Source organism: Sphingomonas adhaesiva, assembly GCF_002374855.1.
In the GTDB taxonomy this organism is placed as follows: domain Bacteria; phylum Pseudomonadota; class Alphaproteobacteria; order Sphingomonadales; family Sphingomonadaceae; genus Sphingomonas; species Sphingomonas adhaesiva.
Genome location: NZ_NWVC01000004.1, coordinates 153204 through 170815 on the forward strand (window position 1 = coordinate 153204; position 17612 = coordinate 170815).

Genomic DNA, 17612 nt, shown 5'->3' on the forward strand with positions numbered 1-17612 from the left:
TCCGCTGATGGGCTTTCACTCCGGCAGACATAGGCCCCTGCCTTCGCAGGGGCGACGGAATAAGCCGTCACCCCAGCGAAGGCTGGGGTCTCTACGTTGTGGACGCTACGCGCCACAACGGACAGATCCCAGCCTTCGCTGGGATGACGCCGGTGGCGACAAGGTGCTCCGGCGAAAGGCCGTAGCCGTGGGTAAGGGAGCGCGACGCCAGCCGCGCTCCCCCTCGCGGGTCACACCCGCGCCAGCCCCTTCAGCACCTTGTCCAGCGTCAGCGGATAGTCGCGGATCCGTACGCCGCAGGCGTTGTAGACCGCATTGGCCACCGCCGCCGCCGCGCCGCACATCCCCAGTTCGCCGACGCCCTTGGCCTTCATCGGCGACGTCTTGTCGTCCAGCGTATCGAGGAACACCACCTCCTGGTGCGGCACGTCGAGGTGCACGGGGACGTGATATTCGGCCAGGTCGTGGTTGACGAAATAGCCGAAGCGCGGATCGACCACCGCATCCTCCATCAACGCCGCGCCGATCCCCATCGACATGCCACCGATCACCTGGCTGCGCGCGGACACGGGGTTCAGGATGCGCCCGGCGTCGTACACGCCCGACATGCGCCGCACGCGGATCTCGCCGGTATGCGCATCGACGCCCGCCTCGACGAAATGCGCGCCGAACGTCGCCTGCGCATAATCGTCATTGAGGCGGCCGAACTCGATCGTGTCCTCGCCGCTGATTCCGTCGTCGCCCGCGGCCTTCGCCAGATCGACCGAGCGGCCGCCGTCGCTGACCTTCCCGTCGGCGAAGGTCGCGCGATCGGCGTCGAAGCCCAGCTTCTGCGCGATGCGGCGGCGCAGGTCGACACACGCGGCATAGACGCCCGCGGTGGAGCTGTTGCCGCCCCATTGCCCGCCCGATCCCGCCGATTCCGGAAAGCGGCTGTCGCCCAGCAGGACGATGACCTTGTCCAGCGGCACGCCCATCATCTCCGCCGCGGTCTGCGCGATGATCGTATAGCTGCCGGTGCCGATGTCGGTCATGTCGGTGGCGACGGTGACCATGCCCTTGCGATCGACGCCGACGCGCGCACCGCTCTTCATGTTCATGTTGTTGCGGAACGCTGCGGCCACGCCCATGCCGACCAGCCAGCGCCCGTCGCGCATTTTGCCCGGCGTCGCGCTGCGCCGTGCCCAGCCGAACCGCTGCGCGCCTTCCTCAAGGCAGCGCACCAGATGGCGGTCGGAAAACGGCCGTTCGGGTTTTTCGGGATCGACCTGCGTGTCGTTCAGGATGCGCAGGCGCACCGGGTCCATCCCCAGCTTTTCCGCCAGTTCGTCCATCGCGACTTCCAGCGCCATCATCCCCGGCGCCTCGCCCGGCGCGCGCATCGCATTGGCTTCGGGCAGGTCGAGCACCGCCAGCCGCGTCTCGGTCAGCCGGTTGGCGCCGGCGTAGAGCAATTGCGTCTGGTTGGCCGCCGTCTCCGGCCCGCCGCCGGGCAGGTCGCCCGACCAGGTTTGGTGCGCGATCGCGGTGATCTTCCCCGTCCTGTCCGCGCCCAGCCGGATGCGCTGGATCGTCGCGGGGCGGTGCGTGGTGTTGTTCATGATCTGCGCCCGCGCGAGCGCGACCTTGACCGGGCGCTTCGCCGCGCGCGCCGCCAGCGCGGCCATCACCGCGTCGGACCGCACCCACAGCTTCCCGCCGAACCCGCCGCCGACATAGGGGGAGACGACGCGGATCTTCTCCTTCGGGATCAGCAGCGTCTCGCTCATGTCGCGCACCGCCCAGGCGATCATCTGGTTCGACGTCCACAGCGTCACCGTGTCGCCGTCCCACGCCGCGATGGTGGCGTGCGGCTCCATCATCGTGTGGCTCTGGTCGGGGGTGGTGTAGGTGGCGTCGACCGTCACCGGCGCGGCGGCGAAAGCGCGCGCGAAGTCGCCGACCGCGGTCTTCATCTTGTCGCCCGGCGCGATCGGCGCGCCGGCCTTCGCCGCGGCCAGATCGTAGCGGCCCTTGGCGCGCGCATAGTCCACGCGCACGCGCTTGGCCGCGTCGCGCGCCTGTTCGAACGTCTCGGCGACGACGATCGCCACTGCCTGGTCGTAATGTTCGACCATCGGCCCGGCCAGCATCGTGGCGGTATGCGCCTTGGCCTTGCCCAGCTTGCCGGCGTTTTCATGCGTGACGATCGCTATCACGCCGGGTGCGCGCGCTGCGTCGGCGGTGTCGATGCGCGCGATCCGCCCTTTGGCCACCGCGCTGCCGACGATCACGCCATAGGCATGGCCGGGCGCGACGTCGTTGCGTTCGAAGGCATAGGGCGCCGTGCCGGTCACCTTCAGCGGGCCGTCGATGCGCGGGGTCGGCTTGCCGATCACCCGGCGCTGGTCGATCGGGTTGGTGCCCGCGGGCGTTTCGAACTTCATGCCGCGGCTCCCTCGGCCAGGACCGAGGCGAGCGTTCGCTCCACCAGCGGTATCTTGAATCCATTCTGGTCGGTGGTCTGCGCGCCGGCCAGCGCGGCGGCGGCGATCGCCTTCGCCCCGCCGTCGACGCGCGTTTCCGCTGCCTCGACGCGCCACGGCTTGTGCGCCAGCCCGCCGAACGCGAAGCGCGCGGTGCCGTTCGTCGGGCGCAGCACCGCCGCGACCGAGATGGTGGCGAAGGCATAGGACGACCGGTCGCGCACCTTGCGATAGATGTGCGTGCCCCCAACCGGGGCGGGCAGGGTGACCGCGGTGATCATCTCGCCGGCGACCAGCGCGGTTTCCACCCATGGCGTGCTGCCGGGCAGGCGGTGGAAATCGGCGATCGCGATGCGCCGCGTCTGGCCGTTGGGCATCACCGTTTCGACCGTCGCGTCGAGTGCGCGCATTGCCACCGCCATGTCGCTGGGGTGCGTGGCGATGCAATCCTTGCTGGTGCCCAGGATCGCCAGATTGCGGTTGAACCCGCCGATCGCGGCACAGCCCGAACCCGGCTGGCGCTTGTTGCACGGCTGGTTGGTGTCGTAGAAATACGGGCAGCGCGTCCGCTGGAGCAGGTTGCCGGCAGTGGTCGCCTTGTTGCGCAGCTGGCCCGACGCGCCCGACACCAGCGCCCGGCTCAGCACGCCATAGTCGCGCCGCACGCGCGCATCGGCGGCCAGCGCGGTGTTGCGGACCAGCGCACCGATCCGGATGCCGCCCTCGGCGGTCGGCTCGATCGTGTCGAGGCCCAGCCGATTGACGTCGACCAGATGGCGCGGCGTCTCGATCTGCAATTTCATCAGGTCGAGCAGGTTGGTGCCGCCCGCGACGAATTTCGCGCCCGGCGTGCGCGCGACCGCGGCGGCGGCGGCGGCGGGGCTGGCGGCGCGTTCGTAGGTGAAGGGCTTCATGCGACGTCCTTTGCCCCCGCCACGTCGGCGATCGCGGCGATGATGTTCGAATAAGCGGCGCAGCGGCAGATGTTGCCGCTCATCCGCTCGCGCAGTTCCTCGCCGGTCAGCGTGGCGCTGCCGGCGACGTCGGCGGTGACGTAGCTGGGCACGCCGTCCTTGATCTCCTGCAGCACCGCGATCGAGCTCATGATCTGCCCGGGGGTGCAATAGCCGCACTGGAAACCGTCGTGCTTCACGAACGCCGCCTGCATCGGGTGCAGGTCGCCGGGGCGGCCCAGCCCCTCGATCGTGGTGATCGCGTCGCCGTCGTGCATCACCGCCAGCGTTAGGCACGAATTGATCCGCTTGCCTTCCACCATCACCGTGCACGCGCCGCACTGGCCATGGTCGCAGCCCTTCTTGCTGCCGGTCAGGTTCAGATGCTCGCGCAGCGCATCGAGCAGCGTGACGCGCGGATCGAGATCGAGCGCGCGCGCCTTGCCGTTCACGGTGAAGCGCACCGGCACGGTCGGCGGTGCGGGCTGCGCCGGGCCGGTCGGGGCGGCGCCGGCGTCGATCGGCACCGCGCCGGCGGCAGCGGCGGCCGCACCGCCGACGAGCGCGCCGCGGCGCGACAGGGTAAAGGCCGGTTCGTCGTTCATGAAAGTCCCCCTGGCAGGCGGTATCCGGACGGATTCGCCCGCGGATGTTCTGCATCGCGCAACGCGGCTGATCCAGATCGTATCCGACTGTATCGAACGGTATATGGTCGTGCGTCATCGCGCTTGCGCCGCGCCGCGCTTGCGTCATGGTCGCCGCCGTCACTTTCCACCGGAGCCGAACGATCGTGCGTATCCTTCTGTCCGTCGCGCTGATCGCGCTGACCCCGTACCCCGTCCTCGCCCAGGTCGAACCCGCCGCCCAGGCCTCCACCCAGCCCAATGCCGCTCCCGCGGACGGCCCGGTGCGCGGCTTCACCGGCGCCGACCTGTTCGGTCTGTCGGTCGCCAGCGATCCGCAGATCAGCCCGGACGGCCGGCAGATCGCCTATGTCCGGCGCACCGGCGACGTCATGACCGATCGCATGGCCGGATCGCTGTGGCTGATCGACGTGGCCAGCGGGCGCCAGACGCCGCTGGTCGCCTCCGGCAGCAGCCCGCGCTGGTCGCCCGACGGCACGCGCATCGCCTATGTCGCGGGCGACGGCGATGCCGCGCAGCTGTTCGTGCGCTGGGTCGCGACCGGCGTGTCGGCGCGAATCACCAGCTTCCCCGGTGATCCCGGCGCGATCGCCTGGTCGCCGGACGGGCGGCAGATCGCCTATGTCGCCAATGTCGCGGGCGATGCCGCCACGCTGGGCAAGGCGCCGCCCAAGCCGGAGGGCGCGAAATGGGCGCCCCCGCTGGAGGTGATCGACCGCATCACCTATCGCAACGACGGGCCGGGCTATCGCAAGCCGGGCTACGACCATCTGTTCGTGGTCGGCGCGGACGGCGGCGCGGCGCGCCAGCTGACGTTCGGCCGGTTCGACGACGGCGGCCCGCTGTCGTGGAGCCGCGATGGCCGGCGCATCACCTTCTCCGCGATCCGCGCGAAGGATGCCGAGCGCGAGGTGATGAACAGCGACGTCTACGCCGTCGACGTCGCCACCGGCGCGCTGACGACGCTGACCACGCGCGACGGGCCGGACGGCGGCGCGCGCTGGTCGCCGGACGGCACACGGCTCGCCTGGGTCGGCTTCGACGACAAGCGCCGCGCCTATGAGAATGGCGAATTGTACGTCGGCGGTGCGGACGGCGCGGCGCCGCGCTCGCTGACCGCATCGCTCGACCGCACGATCGAGGATGCGCAATGGGCCGGCGACGGGCGCAGCCTGTTCGCCAGCTATGACGACCATGGCCTGCGCAAGCTGGCGCGGATCGGGCTGGACGGCCGCGTCGTGCCGGTGGCCGACAATCTGAAGGGCGACGGGCTGGACCGCCCCTATACCGGCGGCGATTTCTCGGTTTCGACGGGCGGCGCGGTCGCCTTCACCGGCGGCGGGGCGGAGGCGCCGGCGGACGTGTGGGTCTGGTCCGGCGGCAAGGCGCGGCGGCTGACCGACCTCAACGCCACGCTGGCGGCGGCCAAGGCGCTGGCGCCGGTGCGCAAGATCGCGGTCACCGCGCCCGACGGGCGTGCGATCGACGCCTGGATCGCCACCCCGCCGGGGCGCCGGCCCGGGCAGCGCGTGCCGCTGGTGCTGGAAATCCACGGCGGGCCGCACGCCGCCTACGGCCCAGGCTTCGGCACCGACATGCAATTGTACGCCGCCGCCGGCTATGCCGTGCTGTGGACCAACCCGCGCGGTTCCACCTCCTATGGCGCGGAATTCGCGAACCTCATCAACAAGACCTATCCGGCGCAGGATTACAACGACCTGATGGCCGCGGTGGATGCCGCGATCGCGGACGGCACCGCCGATCCCGACAATCTGTTCGTCACCGGCGGGTCTGGCGGCGGCCTGCTGACCGCGTGGATCGTCGGCAAGAACAACCGGTTCAAGGCCGCCGCGACGCAGAAGCCGGTCGTCAACTGGATCAGCGAGGCGCTGACCATGGACAACACGCTCTTCACGTCGCGCTACTGGTTCGCCAAGCTGCCGTGGGAGGATCCGATGGGCTATTGGAACCGCTCGCCGCTCAGCCTGGTCGGCAATGTGAAGACCCCGACGCTGGTCGTGGTCGGCAGCGAGGATTACCGGACCCCGGTCAGCGAGGCGGAGCAATATTACGCGGCGCTGCGCATCGCGGGCGTCCCCAGTGCGCTGGTGAAGGTGCCGGGGGCCAGCCATGGCGGGCTGGCGGCGCGCCCGTCGCAATCGGCCGCGCGGATTGCGGCCATCGTCGCATGGTTCGATCGCTATCGAACCGCTACAAGGGCCGATGGCCAGTGATAAGGCATTATTTGTCAACGGTTTTTCCGTAGACGGGTGATGCGTGAAGGCGGAGTGGCGAGTATGGAATATCCCCATGCGATCCTGATGGACGCGCTCCGTCGGAAGAATGCGGTGCTGGAAGGCATCAACCGGATCTTCCGGGAGGCGCTGTCCGCCCGGTCGGAGGAGACGCTGGGCCAATTGTGCCTGGCGGTGGCCGAGGACGTGACCGGCGCCGCGTTCAGCTTCATGGGGGAGGTGAACCGCGCGACCGGCCGGCTCGACGATCTGGCGATCAGCGAGCGCGGCTGGGCGGCCTTCACCCGCGACGATCCGCAATGGCCGCGCGGCAAGCTGCTTAGCGGCTTTCACGTCCACGGCCTCCACGGGCGGGTCGTGCGCGACGGCGTCAGCCTGATCGCCAACGATCCGGCGACGCACCCCGACCGGATCGGCACGCCGGACGGCCATCCGCCGCTGAACAATTTTCTGGGCGTGCCGCTGCGTCACGACGGCCGCGTCATCGGCCTGATCGCGCTGGGCAACCGCGAGGGCGGGTTTCGCGACGAGGAACGCGAGATGGTGGAGGAAATGGCCCCCGCCATCGTCCAGGCACTGATGCGCCAGCGCGCCGAGCAGCGGCTGCGCGAGAGCGACGCGATGCGCGACGTCATGTTCGAACTCGTGCCCGCGATGCTGTGGCGCGCCGATGCGGAGGGGCGCACCGTCACCTCCAACCGCCAGTGGCAGCGCCTGACGGGACAGCCGTTCTCGGAAAGCAGCGACTGGGGCTGGCTGAAGCAGATCCACCCCGACGACGTCGCGACGAGCGAGCGCGTGTTCCGCCATGCCTTTGCCGGTGGCGAACCGCTGATCCACCAGCATCGCGTGCGCCATCGCGACGGCAGCTATCGCTGGTATCTGGTGCGCCAGTTCCCCGTCCGCGATGCCGACGACACGATCACCCACTGGTTCGGCGCAGCCACCGACGTCACCGAGCTGCGGGTATTGCAGGATCGTCAGCGCGAGCTGGTCGCCGAATTGCAGTATCGCGTGCGCAACATCCTGACGCTGGTGCGGTCGGTGTTCGCCCAGACCGTCGATTCGCGCGATTCGCTGGAGGATGTCGCCGACCATTTCCGCGGACGGCTCGATTCGCTGGCGCGGACGCAATCGGTGGTGGCGCAGACCGCCAGCGGGCGCGTCGACCTGGAAAACCTGATCCGCGACGAATTGCTCAACGTCGGCGTGGGGGAAGGCACCGGGCTGCGGCTGGACGGCCCCGACGTGGCGTTGCCGCCGATGGTGGCGGAGGTGCTGGGCCTGGCGATCCACGAACTGGCGATCAACGCGGTCAAGTTCGGCGCGTTCAAGGTGCCGGGCGGGCGCGTCGACATCGCCTGGACGCTCGCGGCCGCTGTCGACGGGGCGCTGCCCCGGTTGCGCCTCGCGTGGACCGAATGCGGGGTGCCGGCGGTACCGATCGCGCCTACGCGACAGGGGTTCGGCACGCTGCTGATCGAGGATTCGCTGCCGCGGCGGCTGGACGCGACGGCGAGGCTGGAATTCCTGGGCGGCGGCATCCGCTGCCTGGTCGACGTGCCGCTCGTCGATGGCGACACCACGTTCTGATGTCGGCGAAACGCGGCGACGGCCGGGTGGCGGCAAGCGGCGCGGATCGTGGCGGCGTGGTGCGCGTGCGTCAACCATATGGCGGGCCGCTCCTCCCGATGGAGCACCGCTTGGCCGCATCGCCCGTGTTTTTTGGTGTAAAGCTCTATATTGATTGGTATTACCCAATCTGGTGTAGGCTGTTTCCCCCACCGGATGTCCGTGCCTGATGTCCTGCCATCCTAGCGGTCGACCGTCTGTGCCAAGGAGAATTCGCAATGCCCCGCAACACCGCGCACATCGCAGACGGGCGGTATGACCTGGCAGAGGAACCCGCGCTGGTCCGGTTCGCCGCGCTGGGCCTGGACGGTGCCGCCGCTGCTACCGGCCTGGCGGACGCGGTCGCGCGCGCCTATCCGGTGCGCGCCCGCCGCGAACTGACCAGCGAGGGGCGCGCGATCGCCGAGCCGCGGCTGCTGCTGCGCGGCTGGGCGGCGCGGGTGCGGCTGCTGCCCGACGGCCGCCGCCAGTTCATGAGCTTCCTGGTCCCCGGCGATCTGATCGGGATGAACGCGCAGCCGCAACCGCTGGCGGCGGCGACGGTGATCGCGGTGACCGACGTCGTCGCGTGCCGCCCGCCGTCGATCGACGATGCGCCCGCGCTGGCGGACACCTATGCGGTCAGCGCGGCGCTGGACGAGGCATATCTGCTCGCGCAGATCACCCGGCTGGGGCGGCTCAACGCACAGGAACGGATCGCCGACCTGCTGCTGGAACTCCACGAACGGCTGACGCTCAACGGGATGGCGCAGGGCGATGCCTTCGAATTGCCGCTGACGCAGGAAGTGCTGGCCGACGCGCTCGGCCTCACCTCCGTCCACGTCAACCGCATGGTCCAGCAGGCGCGCCGCGACGGCGACCTGCAATGGAAGGGCGGGCGCGTCACCCTGACCGATCCGGTCGCGCTGGCACGCAAGATCGGCCGCATCCCGCCGCGCGTGTCCGCGATGCAGGAGGCTGCTGCGGCCGTGACGCCGACGGCGTAGCGCCGCCTTTTCCGATCGGTGCCCCCTCCGGCAGTGCAGCCGTTCGCGCCCGCGCGCGTTGGGCGCGCATGACCCGTTTCTGGCTGATCGCCAACGCCCGCTCCGGCTCGGTTTCCGACACCACGCTGGAGGGCGTCGTGGCGGCGCTCGCGGCGCGTGGCGTGCTGGCGGGACGCACCGACTTTCCGGCGGAACCCTTGCCCGAACTGCGCGCGCTGGACGCGGCGCAGGTCGATACCGTCGTGGTGCTGGCGGGTGACGGCACGATCAACGCGGCGGCGCGGCGCTATGCCGACTGGGCCGGCACGCTGCTGATCCTGCCCGGCGGCACGATGAACATGCTGGCGCGCGCGCTGCACGGCGATGCCGCGCCCGCCGCGATCGTCGCGCAGCTCGACCGGTCGCGCACGGTCGATCTGCCGGTCATCGCCGCGGCGGAGCATCGCGCGTTCGTGGGCGTCATCCTGGGGCCGGCGACGGCGTGGAACCACGCGCGCGAACGCTGGCGGGCGGGTCGCTGGCGCGCGGCGCTGCGCGCGGTGCGCGCCGCATGGGCCCGCTCGCGCGGGCGCGGCATCGCGATCGCGGGCGTCGCCGGCCGTCCGCAGGCGGTGTTCGTCAGCGCCGGGGACGATGCGCTGCGCATCGCGGCGGTCGATGCGTCGGACGGGCGGATGCTTGCAGAACTGGGCTGGGAATGGCTGAGCGGCGACTGGATCGCGGCGGGCGCGGTCACCAGCCTCCAGCGCGCGACGGTGCGGCTGGGCGGGCGGCGCCCGGTCGCCGCGCTGTTCGACGGCGAACCCGCGCTCTTGCCAGCGGGCAGCGTTCTGCGCTTGGAGCGGTCACGCCCGATGTTCCTCCAGACCCGCCAAATCCTCCTCCAGACGCGAAAGCCCGCCGCATGACCAAGCTGTTCCACGTAAGCGACGTGCACTTCGGCGCGGAAGACCCGGCGGCGATCGCGTGGTTCGGCCAGTGCGTCGCGGCGGAGCGCCCCGATGCGGTCATCATGACCGGCGACCTGACGATGCGCGCCACCACGCGCGAGTTCGAGGCGGGCGGCGCCTGGCTGCGCAGCCTGGGCGTGCCGGTGACGCTGGAGGTCGGCAACCACGACCTGCCCTATTATTGGGACCCGATCCGCCGGCTGCTCGCGCCCTATTCGCGCTATGCCGCGGTCGAAAAGATGATCGAGCGCCCGCTCGACATCGCGGGGATCACCGTCGTCCCGCTCAAGACCACGGCGCGTGCGCAATGGCGCTGGAACTGGTCGAAGGGGCGGGTCAGCCCGGGGTCGCTGCGCCGCGCGCTGGCGATCATCGCCGATGCGCCGAAGGATCACCTGATCTTCGTCGCCGGGCATCATCCGCTGATCGAGGGCGGGACGACCGGCACCGCGCGTACCCGGAACGGCGGCGTCGCGCTGGCCGCGCTGGCGGATGCGGGCGCGCATGCGGTGCTGTCCGGCCATGTGCACGACCCGTTCGACATCCCGTACGACCGCAACGGCTGGCGCGTGCGGATGATCGGCGCGGGCACGCTGTCGAAGCGGACGCGCGCCACCCCGCCTGCCTTCAACGACATCCGCGTGACCGGCCGGACCTTCGAAACCTTCGTACGCCACATGGGCGAGGCGTCGCACCCGATCAGCGGTTCGACCACCGCCGGGGCGACGGTATGACGGGGGCGGTGGCGTCGGCGGGCGCCATCGCCTATTGCCGCTGACGTGCCCAAGAAACCCCCGCCCGGCCTGCCCACGCGCCAGCAGATCCTCGATTTCATCGCCACGTCCGACGTCCCGGCGGGCAAGCGCGAGATCGCGCGCGCCTTCGCGCTGTCCGCGCAGGAGAAGATCGCGCTCAAGGCGCTGCTGAAGGACATGGCCGACGAAGGGCTGATCGACAGCGCGCCCGGCCGCGCCTTCCACGCGATGGGCGGGCTGCCCAAGGTGACGGTGCTGCGCATCGTCGATGTCGACGACGGCGGCAACGTGTGGGCCGCGCCCGAACGCTGGGAGGCCGACGTGCCCGCCCCGCGCATCCGCGTGCGCGAACGCAAGCGCGGCGCGCTGGGCGTCGGCGAACGCGTGCTGGCGCGGACCGAGGAGACCGGCGGCGGCTGGACCGCGCATCCGATGAAGGTGCTCAAGCCCAGCGCCGAACAGATGATCGGCGTGCTGCGCGGCGAAGGCGAGCGGATGTGGCTGCAGGCGGTCGACAAGAAGGAGCGGCGCGAAGTCGCCGTATACGACGCAGGCGGCGCGGAAGCGGGCGAACTGGTGCTGGCCGAAAAGGCCGGGCGCCCGCCGCGGATCACCGCACGGGTGGTGCAGCGGCTGGGCGATCCGTTCGCGCCGCGCAGCTTCTCGCTGATCGCGATCCACAAGCTGGGCATCCCCGATGTCTTCGCCGCCGAGGCGCTGGAGGAGGCCGCACGGGTCGCGCGCCAGCCGCTGGGCGCGGGGCGGGAGGACCTGACCCACCTGCCGATCGTCGCGATCGACCCCGCCGATGCGCGCGATCACGACGACGCCGTCTGGGCCGCGCCCGACGACGATCCCGCCAACGAGGGCGGGTGGAAGGCGATCGTCGCGATCGCGGACGTCAGCTTCTACGTCCGCCCCGGCAGCGCGCTGGACCGCGAGGCGCGCGCGCGCGGCAACTCGGTCTATTTCCCCGACCGCGTCGTGCCGATGCTGCCGGAAATCCTGTCCGCCGACGTGTGTTCGCTGAAGGAGGGCGAGGATCGCGCCGCGCTCGCCTGCCACCTTCAGGTGTCGAAGGTCGGCGCGCTCAAGGCGTGGCGCTTCACCCGCGCCACCGTGCGGCTGGCGGCCAACATCGCCTATGAGGACGCGCAGGCCGCGATCGACGCGCTCCTCCCCGAGCTAGGCTCGGGGAGGGGGACCGCCGACGCAGTCGGTGGTGGAGGGGCCGGGGCCACGGACGCCGCCGTTCCGCATCCGCCCCTCCACCAGCCTGCGGCCGGTCCCCCTCCCCGAGACGAGCTCGGGGAGGATATCCTCACCGCCTTGTCGCACCTCTGGGATTGCTGGCGCGCCCTCGCCAGGGCGCGCGATGCGCGCGCGCCGCTCGAACTCGACCTGCCCGAACGCCGCGTCGTGCTGGACGACCAAGGCCGCATCGTGTCGGTCGCCGCGCGCGAGCGGCTCGACGCGCACCGGCTGATCGAGGATTACATGATCGCCGCCAACGTCGCCGCCGCCAAGGCGCTGGAGGTGAAGAAGGCGCCGGTGATGTACCGCGTCCACGAACCTCCCGCGCGTGAGAAGCTGGTCGCGCTCAAGGATTATCTGGAGACGTTCGGCGTCCCCTTCGCGCTGGGGCAGGTGATCCGCCCGGCGACGTTCAACCACCTGATCGAACGCGTCGGCGATGCCGATTTCCGACCGGAGATCATGGAGCAGATCCTGCGTTCGCAGACGCAGGCCTATTACGCGCCCGCCAACCACGGCCATTTCGGGCTGGCGCTGGGCAGCTATGCGCATTTCACCTCGCCGATCCGCCGCTACGCCGACCTGATGGTCCACCGCGCATTGGTGTCCGCCTATGCGCTGGGGCCGGGCGGGCTGGGCGGGGACGAGGATTTCGAGCGCGTGGGCGAGACGATCAGCGCGCTGGAACGCCGCGCGATGGAGGCCGAGCGCGAGACGATCGACCGCTATGTCGCCGCCTTCCTGTCCGAACGCGTCGGGCAGATCGTGCCGGTGCGGATCACCGGCGTCACCAATTTCGGCTTCTTCGCCACCGTCGAGGGGATGGGCGGCGACGGGCTGATGCCGGTGCGCGACCTGGGCGGCGAATATTTCCGCTTCGACGAAGCCGCGCGGCGGCTGGTCGGCGAAACCAGCGGCGAGGAATATGCGCAGGGCCAGCGGCTCGACCTGCGGCTGGCGGAAGCCAATCCGGTGTCGGGCGCGCTGCGCTTCGAACTGCCCGAGGGTCGCTACGGCACCCCGTCGGCGGGTGCGCGGCGCGGCGAGGGCGCGGCGAAGCCGCCGCGCGTGCTCAAGCGACGCGGACGGCCCGGCAATATCCGCCATCAGGGGCGCCGGAAGTAACGAAAGGGAATCGCAGGCGATGTCGGGAACGGTAGTGGCGGCGATGGTCGCGCGCGCGCGCAAGCGGATCGAATGGCATTTCGTGTCCGCGGGCGCGACGCGCAAGGAAACTGCGATCGCCTTCGAACGGCCCACGGGGCGGCTGGAACGCCGCGTCTTCGACCGGATGGTGTCGTTCGGCGCGATCGAGAAGACGCCGGCGGGCACCTTCTGGCTGGTGGAAAAGCGGCTTGGCGATTTCCGCAAGGAATCGCTGGCGCGCGTACTGGGGATATTGGCGGTCGCCGGCTTCGCCGCTGCGGGCGCGATGCTGATCGGCGGGTAGGGACGTCGGCGGTCGGGCGGGAGTAGCGCGCCTTCAATCGTCACCCCAGCGAAGGCTGGGGTCTCCCCGTTGGAATCGCCACGCCCGCCCAGCACCAGACCCCAGCTTTCGCTGGGGTGACGATGGTGGCCGACACGCCGTCGCCGCTGCGCAGGCAGGGGCCCATATCTGCCGAGTGGATGACACCGCCGGCAACAAGCGGCGCAGCGCAAGTGTCCGACGGCGCCGACGCACGCCACAGCGATAGGCCCCTGCCTGCGCAGGGGCGACGACGGTTGGGCGGGGAGTAGCGCCCCCCAACACGTCACCCCAGCGAAGGCTGGGGTCTCCCCGTTGAAACCGCCACGCCCGCCCGGCACCAGACCCCAGCCTTCGCTGGGGAGACGTAGCGAGAACCAGCTCCCAAAACGAAAAAGGCCTCCCCCGACACCCGCCGGGGAAGGCCTTTCCGCTATCCCGTGGTCACCTCGCTCAGGCGACCTTCGCCTTCAGCGCGTCGACCAGGTCGGTCTTTTCCCAGGTGAACAGGTCACCTTCCGGCGTGCGGCCGAAATGGCCGTAGGCGGCGGTCTTCGAATAGATCGGGGCGTTGAGCTTCAGATGCTCGCGGATGCCCTTCGGCGTCAGCCGGACGAGCTGCGGCAGCGCGGTCTCCAGCGCGGCCTCCTCGACCGTGCCGGTGCCGTGCAGGTCGACATAGACAGACAGCGGCTCGGCGATGCCGATCGCATAGGACAGCTGGATCGTGCAGCGCTTGGCCAGCCCCGCCGCAACGACGTTCTTCGCCAGATAGCGCGCGACATAGGCGGCCGAGCGGTCGACCTTGGTCGGGTCCTTGCCGCTGAACGCGCCGCCGCCGTGCGGGGCCGCGCCGCCATAGGTGTCGACGATGATCTTGCGCCCCGTCAGCCCGGCGTCGCCGTCCGGCCCGCCGATCTCGAACTGGCCGGTCGGGTTGATGTAGATCTTGGTCGCGTCGTCGATGAAGCCGTCGGGCAGCACGTCCTTGAACACGCCCATCACGTAATCGCGCAGCACCGCGTACTTCGCGGCGTCGGCGTTCTCGCCCTTCTCGCAATAGCCGGGCGCATGCTGGGTCGACACGACCAGCGCGGTCGCCTTCACCGGCACGCCGCCTTCATATTGCAGCGTCACCTGGCTCTTGGCGTCCGGCTCCAGGAACGGCGCCGCGCCCGAATGCCGGTCGGCGGCCATCCGCTCCAGGATCTTGTGGCTGTAGTACAGCGTGGCGGGCATCAGCCCCGGCGTCTCGTCGGTCGCGTAACCGAACATGATGCCCTGGTCGCCCGCGCCCTCGTCCTTGTTGCCGCTTTCGTCGACGCCCATCGCGATATGCGCGGACTGGCCGTGCAGTTCGTTGAGGAAGCGGAATTCGTTCCAGTGGAAGCCCGACTGTTCGTAGCCGATGCGCTTCACCGTCGCGCGGACGGTCGCCTCGATCTCCGCTTCGACGCCCGGCGCCCACTGGCCGTCCTCATACACGCCCTTGCCGCGAATCTCGCCGGCCAGCACGACCAGCTGGGTCGTGGTCAGCGTTTCGCACGCGACGCGCGCCTCGGGATCCTTGGACAGGAACAGATCGACGATCGAGTCGGAAATCTGGTCGGCGACCTTGTCCGGGTGACCTTCGGAAACGGACTCGGAGGTGAAGATGAACGACTGACGCATGGGCGCTCCAGCAGGGATAACGATATAAAGATGCCTTTATGTCTCTATCGCGGGCGGCGGCGGATGGCAAATGCGATCGCCACCAGCATGGCACCCACGATCGCCGCCATCGCATTGCCCATCCGCGCGAAGGGCGTCGGCAGGTGCGCCGGGGGGATCGGCAGGTCGATCGCCCCCGCGCGATGGTGCGGCACCACGCCCAGCACCTCGCCATCGGCGGAGATCACCGACGAATTGCTGTTGGGCGTCGCGCGCACGATCGGCAGGCCTTCCTCGATCGCGCGCAGCTGCGCCTGGCGCAGAAACTGCGGCGGCCCCCATGTGCCGAACCACGCCTCGTTCGACGGGTTGAAGATCAGCTGTGGGCGATGCGCGCGGTCGGTGACATGGCCGGAGAAGATGATCTCGTAGCACACCTGCACCCCCACCGGGCCGAAGGCAGGCAGGTCCAGCGTGCGCGGGCCGGGGCCGGGGATGAAGTCGATATCGCCGGGCACCAGCCGCGACAGACCCAGCGGGCGCAGCAGCCACGGCATCGGCAGATATTCGCCATAGGGGACCAGATGCGCCTTGTCGTAACGCCAGCGGATGCGCCCGCGCGGGTCGATCAGGAACACCGAATTGGCCGCGCTGGCGACGTCGCCGCCGCGATCGAAATGCAGCGCGGTGCCGCCGGTCATCAACAGGTCGCGCGGCCCCAGCACCGACGCCATCCGCGCGCGCGTGGCGTAGGGGCTGGTCGCGCCATAGATCCACGTCGGGTAATCGTCCTCGATGAAGTCGCGGATCACCCCTTCGGGCCACAGCACCAGCCGCGGCGCGGCGCCGGGCCGCCCCGACAGCCGGGTCAGCCGCGCCAGCATCATCGCCTGGTCGCTGTCGCCGCGCTGGTCCTGCGCGACATTGGGCTGGACGGTGACGACGCGCGGGTCGGTCGGCCCGTCGCGCGTGTCGGAATCGGGCACGTCGCCGAACCCGCGCACGACCTGCACCGCCAGCAACGCGACCAGTGCGGCGGCCAGCGGCCAGCGCCGCCGCGTGACGAGGAGCAGCAGCGCGCCGGCGGTGACGACGAACAGCCCCGACAGCGCATAGGTGCCGATGTCGCGCCCCAGCAGCGCGACGTCGTTGACCGGCAATCCCAGCCAGATCACCCCCAGCGGGTCCCAGGCATAGCCGGTGAACACCCAGCTCCTCAGCCATTCGGTCAATATCCACGCCGCGGCGAACAGCAGCACGAACGCGGTGTCGATCGCCGGGCGGCGCATCCGCCACGCCAGCGCGGCCGCGATCGCCGGATAGACCGCCAGATACAGCGCCAGCGCCAGCGGCGCGACATAGCCCAGCACCGGCGGCATCTTGTCCTGGAAGTCGAAGGCGTGCTGGAACCAATTGTCGTTGATCGTGAAATGCCCGACCCCGAACGCCCAGCCGCGCCACGCCGCCTGCCGCAGCGTCGGCGCGTCGTGCACCAGCCACATCCACCCCGCTAGGCAGGCGAGCGTCAGCCACCACCAGTCGAGCGGGGCGAAGCCGCAGGCGGCGGCGGCGCCGAGCAACAGGGCGGCAAGGGCGGGATAGCGGCGAAGCACGGTCATCGGCGGGGGTGATGTCCTGATCGGGCGGCGCGGACAAGCCGGCGTCATGAGGGAGGGGCGGGGGAAGGGGTGACGCGCGCTTGGCGCAGGCGTATCACAACCACATGACATTGCGCCCGTTCCATCTCGCCTTTCCCGTCCACGATCTGGCCGCCGCGCGCGATTTCTACACGCGCGTGCTCGGCTGTGCGGAAGGGCGGTCGAGCGACCAGTGGATCGACTTCGATTTCCGCGGTCACCAGATCGTCGCCCACCTCGATCCCGACGCCCGCGCGGTCGCGACCGAAAATGCCGTCGACGGGCATCACGTGCCGGTGCCGCATTTCGGCATCGTGCTGACGATGGACGACTGGCACGCGCTGGCCGCGCGGGTGGAGGCGGCGGGCGTGCCGTTCGGCATCGCGCCCTATGTGCGGTTCAAGGGGCTGCCGGGCGAGCAGGCGACGATGTTCTTTCGCGATCCCAGCGGCAACGCGCTGGAGTTCAAGGCGTTCGCCGACGACGCGATGTTGTTCGAAACGGAGAAGACCGACCGATGAGCCAGCCGATCGAAGTGGACCTGCCGCACCAGCTGGGCGTGGCGGCGGCGCGGCAGCGGATCGAGGGCGGGTTCGGCAAGCTGGCCGAATATGTCCCCGGCGGGCATGTCGCCGAACATCGCTGGGACGGCGACACGCTGCACTTCACCGTGGAGGGGATGGGCCAGCGGATCGCGGTCAGGCTGGAGGTCGCCGACCGCAACGTCCATGCGGTGTTCGACCTGCCCGGCTTCCTGGCGATGTTCGCCGAACCGCTGCGCCAGAAGCTGCAGAAGGACGGGCCGAAGCTGCTGGAGTAGGGCGCGCCACTGGCTACCGGTCATCCCGGCGAAGGCTAGGATCTTCCGGTTGTCCCCGGGGGGCGTTCCCCCGAAAGACCCCAGCCTTCGCTGGGGTGACGGATGGGTACACAGCGCGCATCCCGCTCGCCCAAATCGCGTCG

Annotated in this window: 14 protein-coding genes; 9 read left to right on the forward strand and 5 right to left on the reverse strand. The window is 70.2% G+C overall.

Going from position 1 to position 17612, the window contains the following annotated elements:
• Window positions 1-230: 230 nt before the first annotated feature.
• From paoC to paoA, 3 genes are read right to left on the reverse strand one after another with little or no spacing between them, the layout of a single operon-like run.
• Window positions 231-2426, reverse strand: a complete 2196-nt coding sequence (gene paoC / locus COA07_RS10395) for an aldehyde oxidoreductase molybdenum-binding subunit PaoC (protein ID WP_066711486.1) — start codon at window positions 2424-2426, stop codon at window positions 231-233.
• Window positions 2423-3379 carry an FAD binding domain-containing protein gene (locus COA07_RS10400; RefSeq protein ID WP_066711485.1) on the reverse strand — a complete coding sequence of 319 codons (957 nt, stop codon included), beginning with the start codon at window positions 3377-3379 and terminating at the stop codon, window positions 2423-2425. Before COA07_RS10400 ends, paoC begins: the two co-directional genes overlap by 4 nt.
• Window positions 3376-4023: an aldehyde dehydrogenase iron-sulfur subunit PaoA gene (gene paoA, locus COA07_RS10405; protein ID WP_096640949.1), complete on the reverse strand. Its 648-nt coding sequence runs from the start codon at window positions 4021-4023 to the stop codon at window positions 3376-3378. The genes COA07_RS10400 and paoA overlap by 4 nt, the downstream gene beginning before the upstream one ends.
• 185 nt (window positions 4024-4208) lie before the next feature.
• Here paoA and COA07_RS10410 point away from each other — a divergent pair, with 185 nt between their 5' ends.
• From COA07_RS10410 to COA07_RS10440, 7 genes are all read left to right on the forward strand, one after another.
• Complete coding sequence (locus tag COA07_RS10410; RefSeq protein WP_373853935.1) at window positions 4209-6296, forward strand: prolyl oligopeptidase family serine peptidase; 2088 nt, start codon at window positions 4209-4211, stop codon at window positions 6294-6296.
• Between the two features lie 63 nt (window positions 6297-6359).
• Window positions 6360-7910, forward strand: a complete 1551-nt coding sequence (locus COA07_RS10415; protein WP_066712742.1) for a GAF domain-containing protein — start codon at window positions 6360-6362, stop codon at window positions 7908-7910.
• A gap of 257 nt (window positions 7911-8167) precedes the next feature.
• Entirely contained in the window at window positions 8168-8935 is a 768-nt protein-coding gene (locus COA07_RS10420; protein ID WP_096640951.1) for a Crp/Fnr family transcriptional regulator, read from the forward strand.
• 68 nt (window positions 8936-9003) lie between these two features.
• Window positions 9004-9843, forward strand: coding sequence for a diacylglycerol/lipid kinase family protein (locus tag COA07_RS10425; protein WP_096640953.1), 840 nt, complete (start codon window positions 9004-9006; stop codon window positions 9841-9843).
• On the forward strand, window positions 9840-10619 hold the full coding sequence (locus COA07_RS10430) for a metallophosphoesterase family protein (protein ID WP_066710459.1): 780 nt from the start codon (window positions 9840-9842) through the stop codon (window positions 10617-10619). Before COA07_RS10425 ends, COA07_RS10430 begins: the two co-directional genes overlap by 4 nt.
• Before the next feature lie 45 nt (window positions 10620-10664).
• Window positions 10665-13019 (forward strand): ribonuclease R family protein, encoded by a 2355-nt coding sequence (locus tag COA07_RS10435; protein WP_096640955.1) that lies wholly within the window; start codon window positions 10665-10667, stop codon window positions 13017-13019.
• Between the two features lie 19 nt (window positions 13020-13038).
• Window positions 13039-13344, forward strand: a complete 306-nt coding sequence (locus COA07_RS10440) for a hypothetical protein (RefSeq protein WP_141396506.1) — start codon at window positions 13039-13041, stop codon at window positions 13342-13344.
• Between the two features lie 471 nt (window positions 13345-13815).
• On the opposite strand, the gene metK is transcribed toward COA07_RS10440, so the two are convergent.
• Together metK and lnt are read right to left on the reverse strand one after the other, a co-directional pair.
• Window positions 13816-15033, reverse strand: coding sequence for a methionine adenosyltransferase (gene metK / locus COA07_RS10445; protein WP_066710453.1), 1218 nt, complete (start codon window positions 15031-15033; stop codon window positions 13816-13818).
• Window positions 15034-15077: 44 nt separating this feature from the next.
• Window positions 15078-16631: an apolipoprotein N-acyltransferase gene (lnt, locus tag COA07_RS10450; RefSeq protein ID WP_066710450.1), complete on the reverse strand. Its 1554-nt coding sequence runs from the start codon at window positions 16629-16631 to the stop codon at window positions 15078-15080.
• Between the two features lie 104 nt (window positions 16632-16735).
• Here lnt and COA07_RS10455 point away from each other — a divergent pair, with 104 nt between their 5' ends.
• Together COA07_RS10455 and COA07_RS10460 are read left to right on the forward strand one after the other, a co-directional pair.
• The gene (locus COA07_RS10455) at window positions 16736-17170 is read left to right on the forward strand and encodes a VOC family protein (RefSeq protein WP_066710471.1); all 435 of its coding nucleotides are present in this window, start codon (window positions 16736-16738) and stop codon (window positions 17168-17170) included.
• Complete coding sequence (locus COA07_RS10460) at window positions 17167-17469, forward strand: polyhydroxyalkanoic acid system family protein (protein ID WP_066710448.1); 303 nt, start codon at window positions 17167-17169, stop codon at window positions 17467-17469. The genes COA07_RS10455 and COA07_RS10460 overlap by 4 nt, the downstream gene beginning before the upstream one ends.
• The last annotated feature ends 143 nt before the right edge of the window (window positions 17470-17612 follow it).

Coding starts and splice junctions, on each gene's coding strand:
- paoC (WP_066711486.1), bottom strand. CDS start 2,426: ATGAAGTTCGAAACGCCCGCGGGCACCAACCCGATCGACCAGCGCCGG.
- COA07_RS10400 (WP_066711485.1), bottom strand. CDS start 3,379: ATGAAGCCCTTCACCTACGAACGCGCCGCCAGCCCCGCCGCCGCCGCC.
- paoA (WP_096640949.1), bottom strand. CDS start 4,023: ATGAACGACGAACCGGCCTTTACCCTGTCGCGCCGCGGCGCGCTCGTC.
- COA07_RS10415 (WP_066712742.1), top strand. CDS start 6,360: ATGGAATATCCCCATGCGATCCTGATGGACGCGCTCCGTCGGAAGAAT.
- COA07_RS10420 (WP_096640951.1), top strand. CDS start 8,168: ATGCCCCGCAACACCGCGCACATCGCAGACGGGCGGTATGACCTGGCA.
- COA07_RS10425 (WP_096640953.1), top strand. CDS start 9,004: ATGACCCGTTTCTGGCTGATCGCCAACGCCCGCTCCGGCTCGGTTTCC.
- COA07_RS10430 (WP_066710459.1), top strand. CDS start 9,840: ATGACCAAGCTGTTCCACGTAAGCGACGTGCACTTCGGCGCGGAAGAC.
- COA07_RS10440 (WP_141396506.1), top strand. CDS start 13,039: ATGTCGGGAACGGTAGTGGCGGCGATGGTCGCGCGCGCGCGCAAGCGG.
- metK (WP_066710453.1), bottom strand. CDS start 15,033: ATGCGTCAGTCGTTCATCTTCACCTCCGAGTCCGTTTCCGAAGGTCAC.
- lnt (WP_066710450.1), bottom strand. CDS start 16,631: ATGACCGTGCTTCGCCGCTATCCCGCCCTTGCCGCCCTGTTGCTCGGC.
- COA07_RS10455 (WP_066710471.1), top strand. CDS start 16,736: ATGACATTGCGCCCGTTCCATCTCGCCTTTCCCGTCCACGATCTGGCC.
- COA07_RS10460 (WP_066710448.1), top strand. CDS start 17,167: ATGAGCCAGCCGATCGAAGTGGACCTGCCGCACCAGCTGGGCGTGGCG.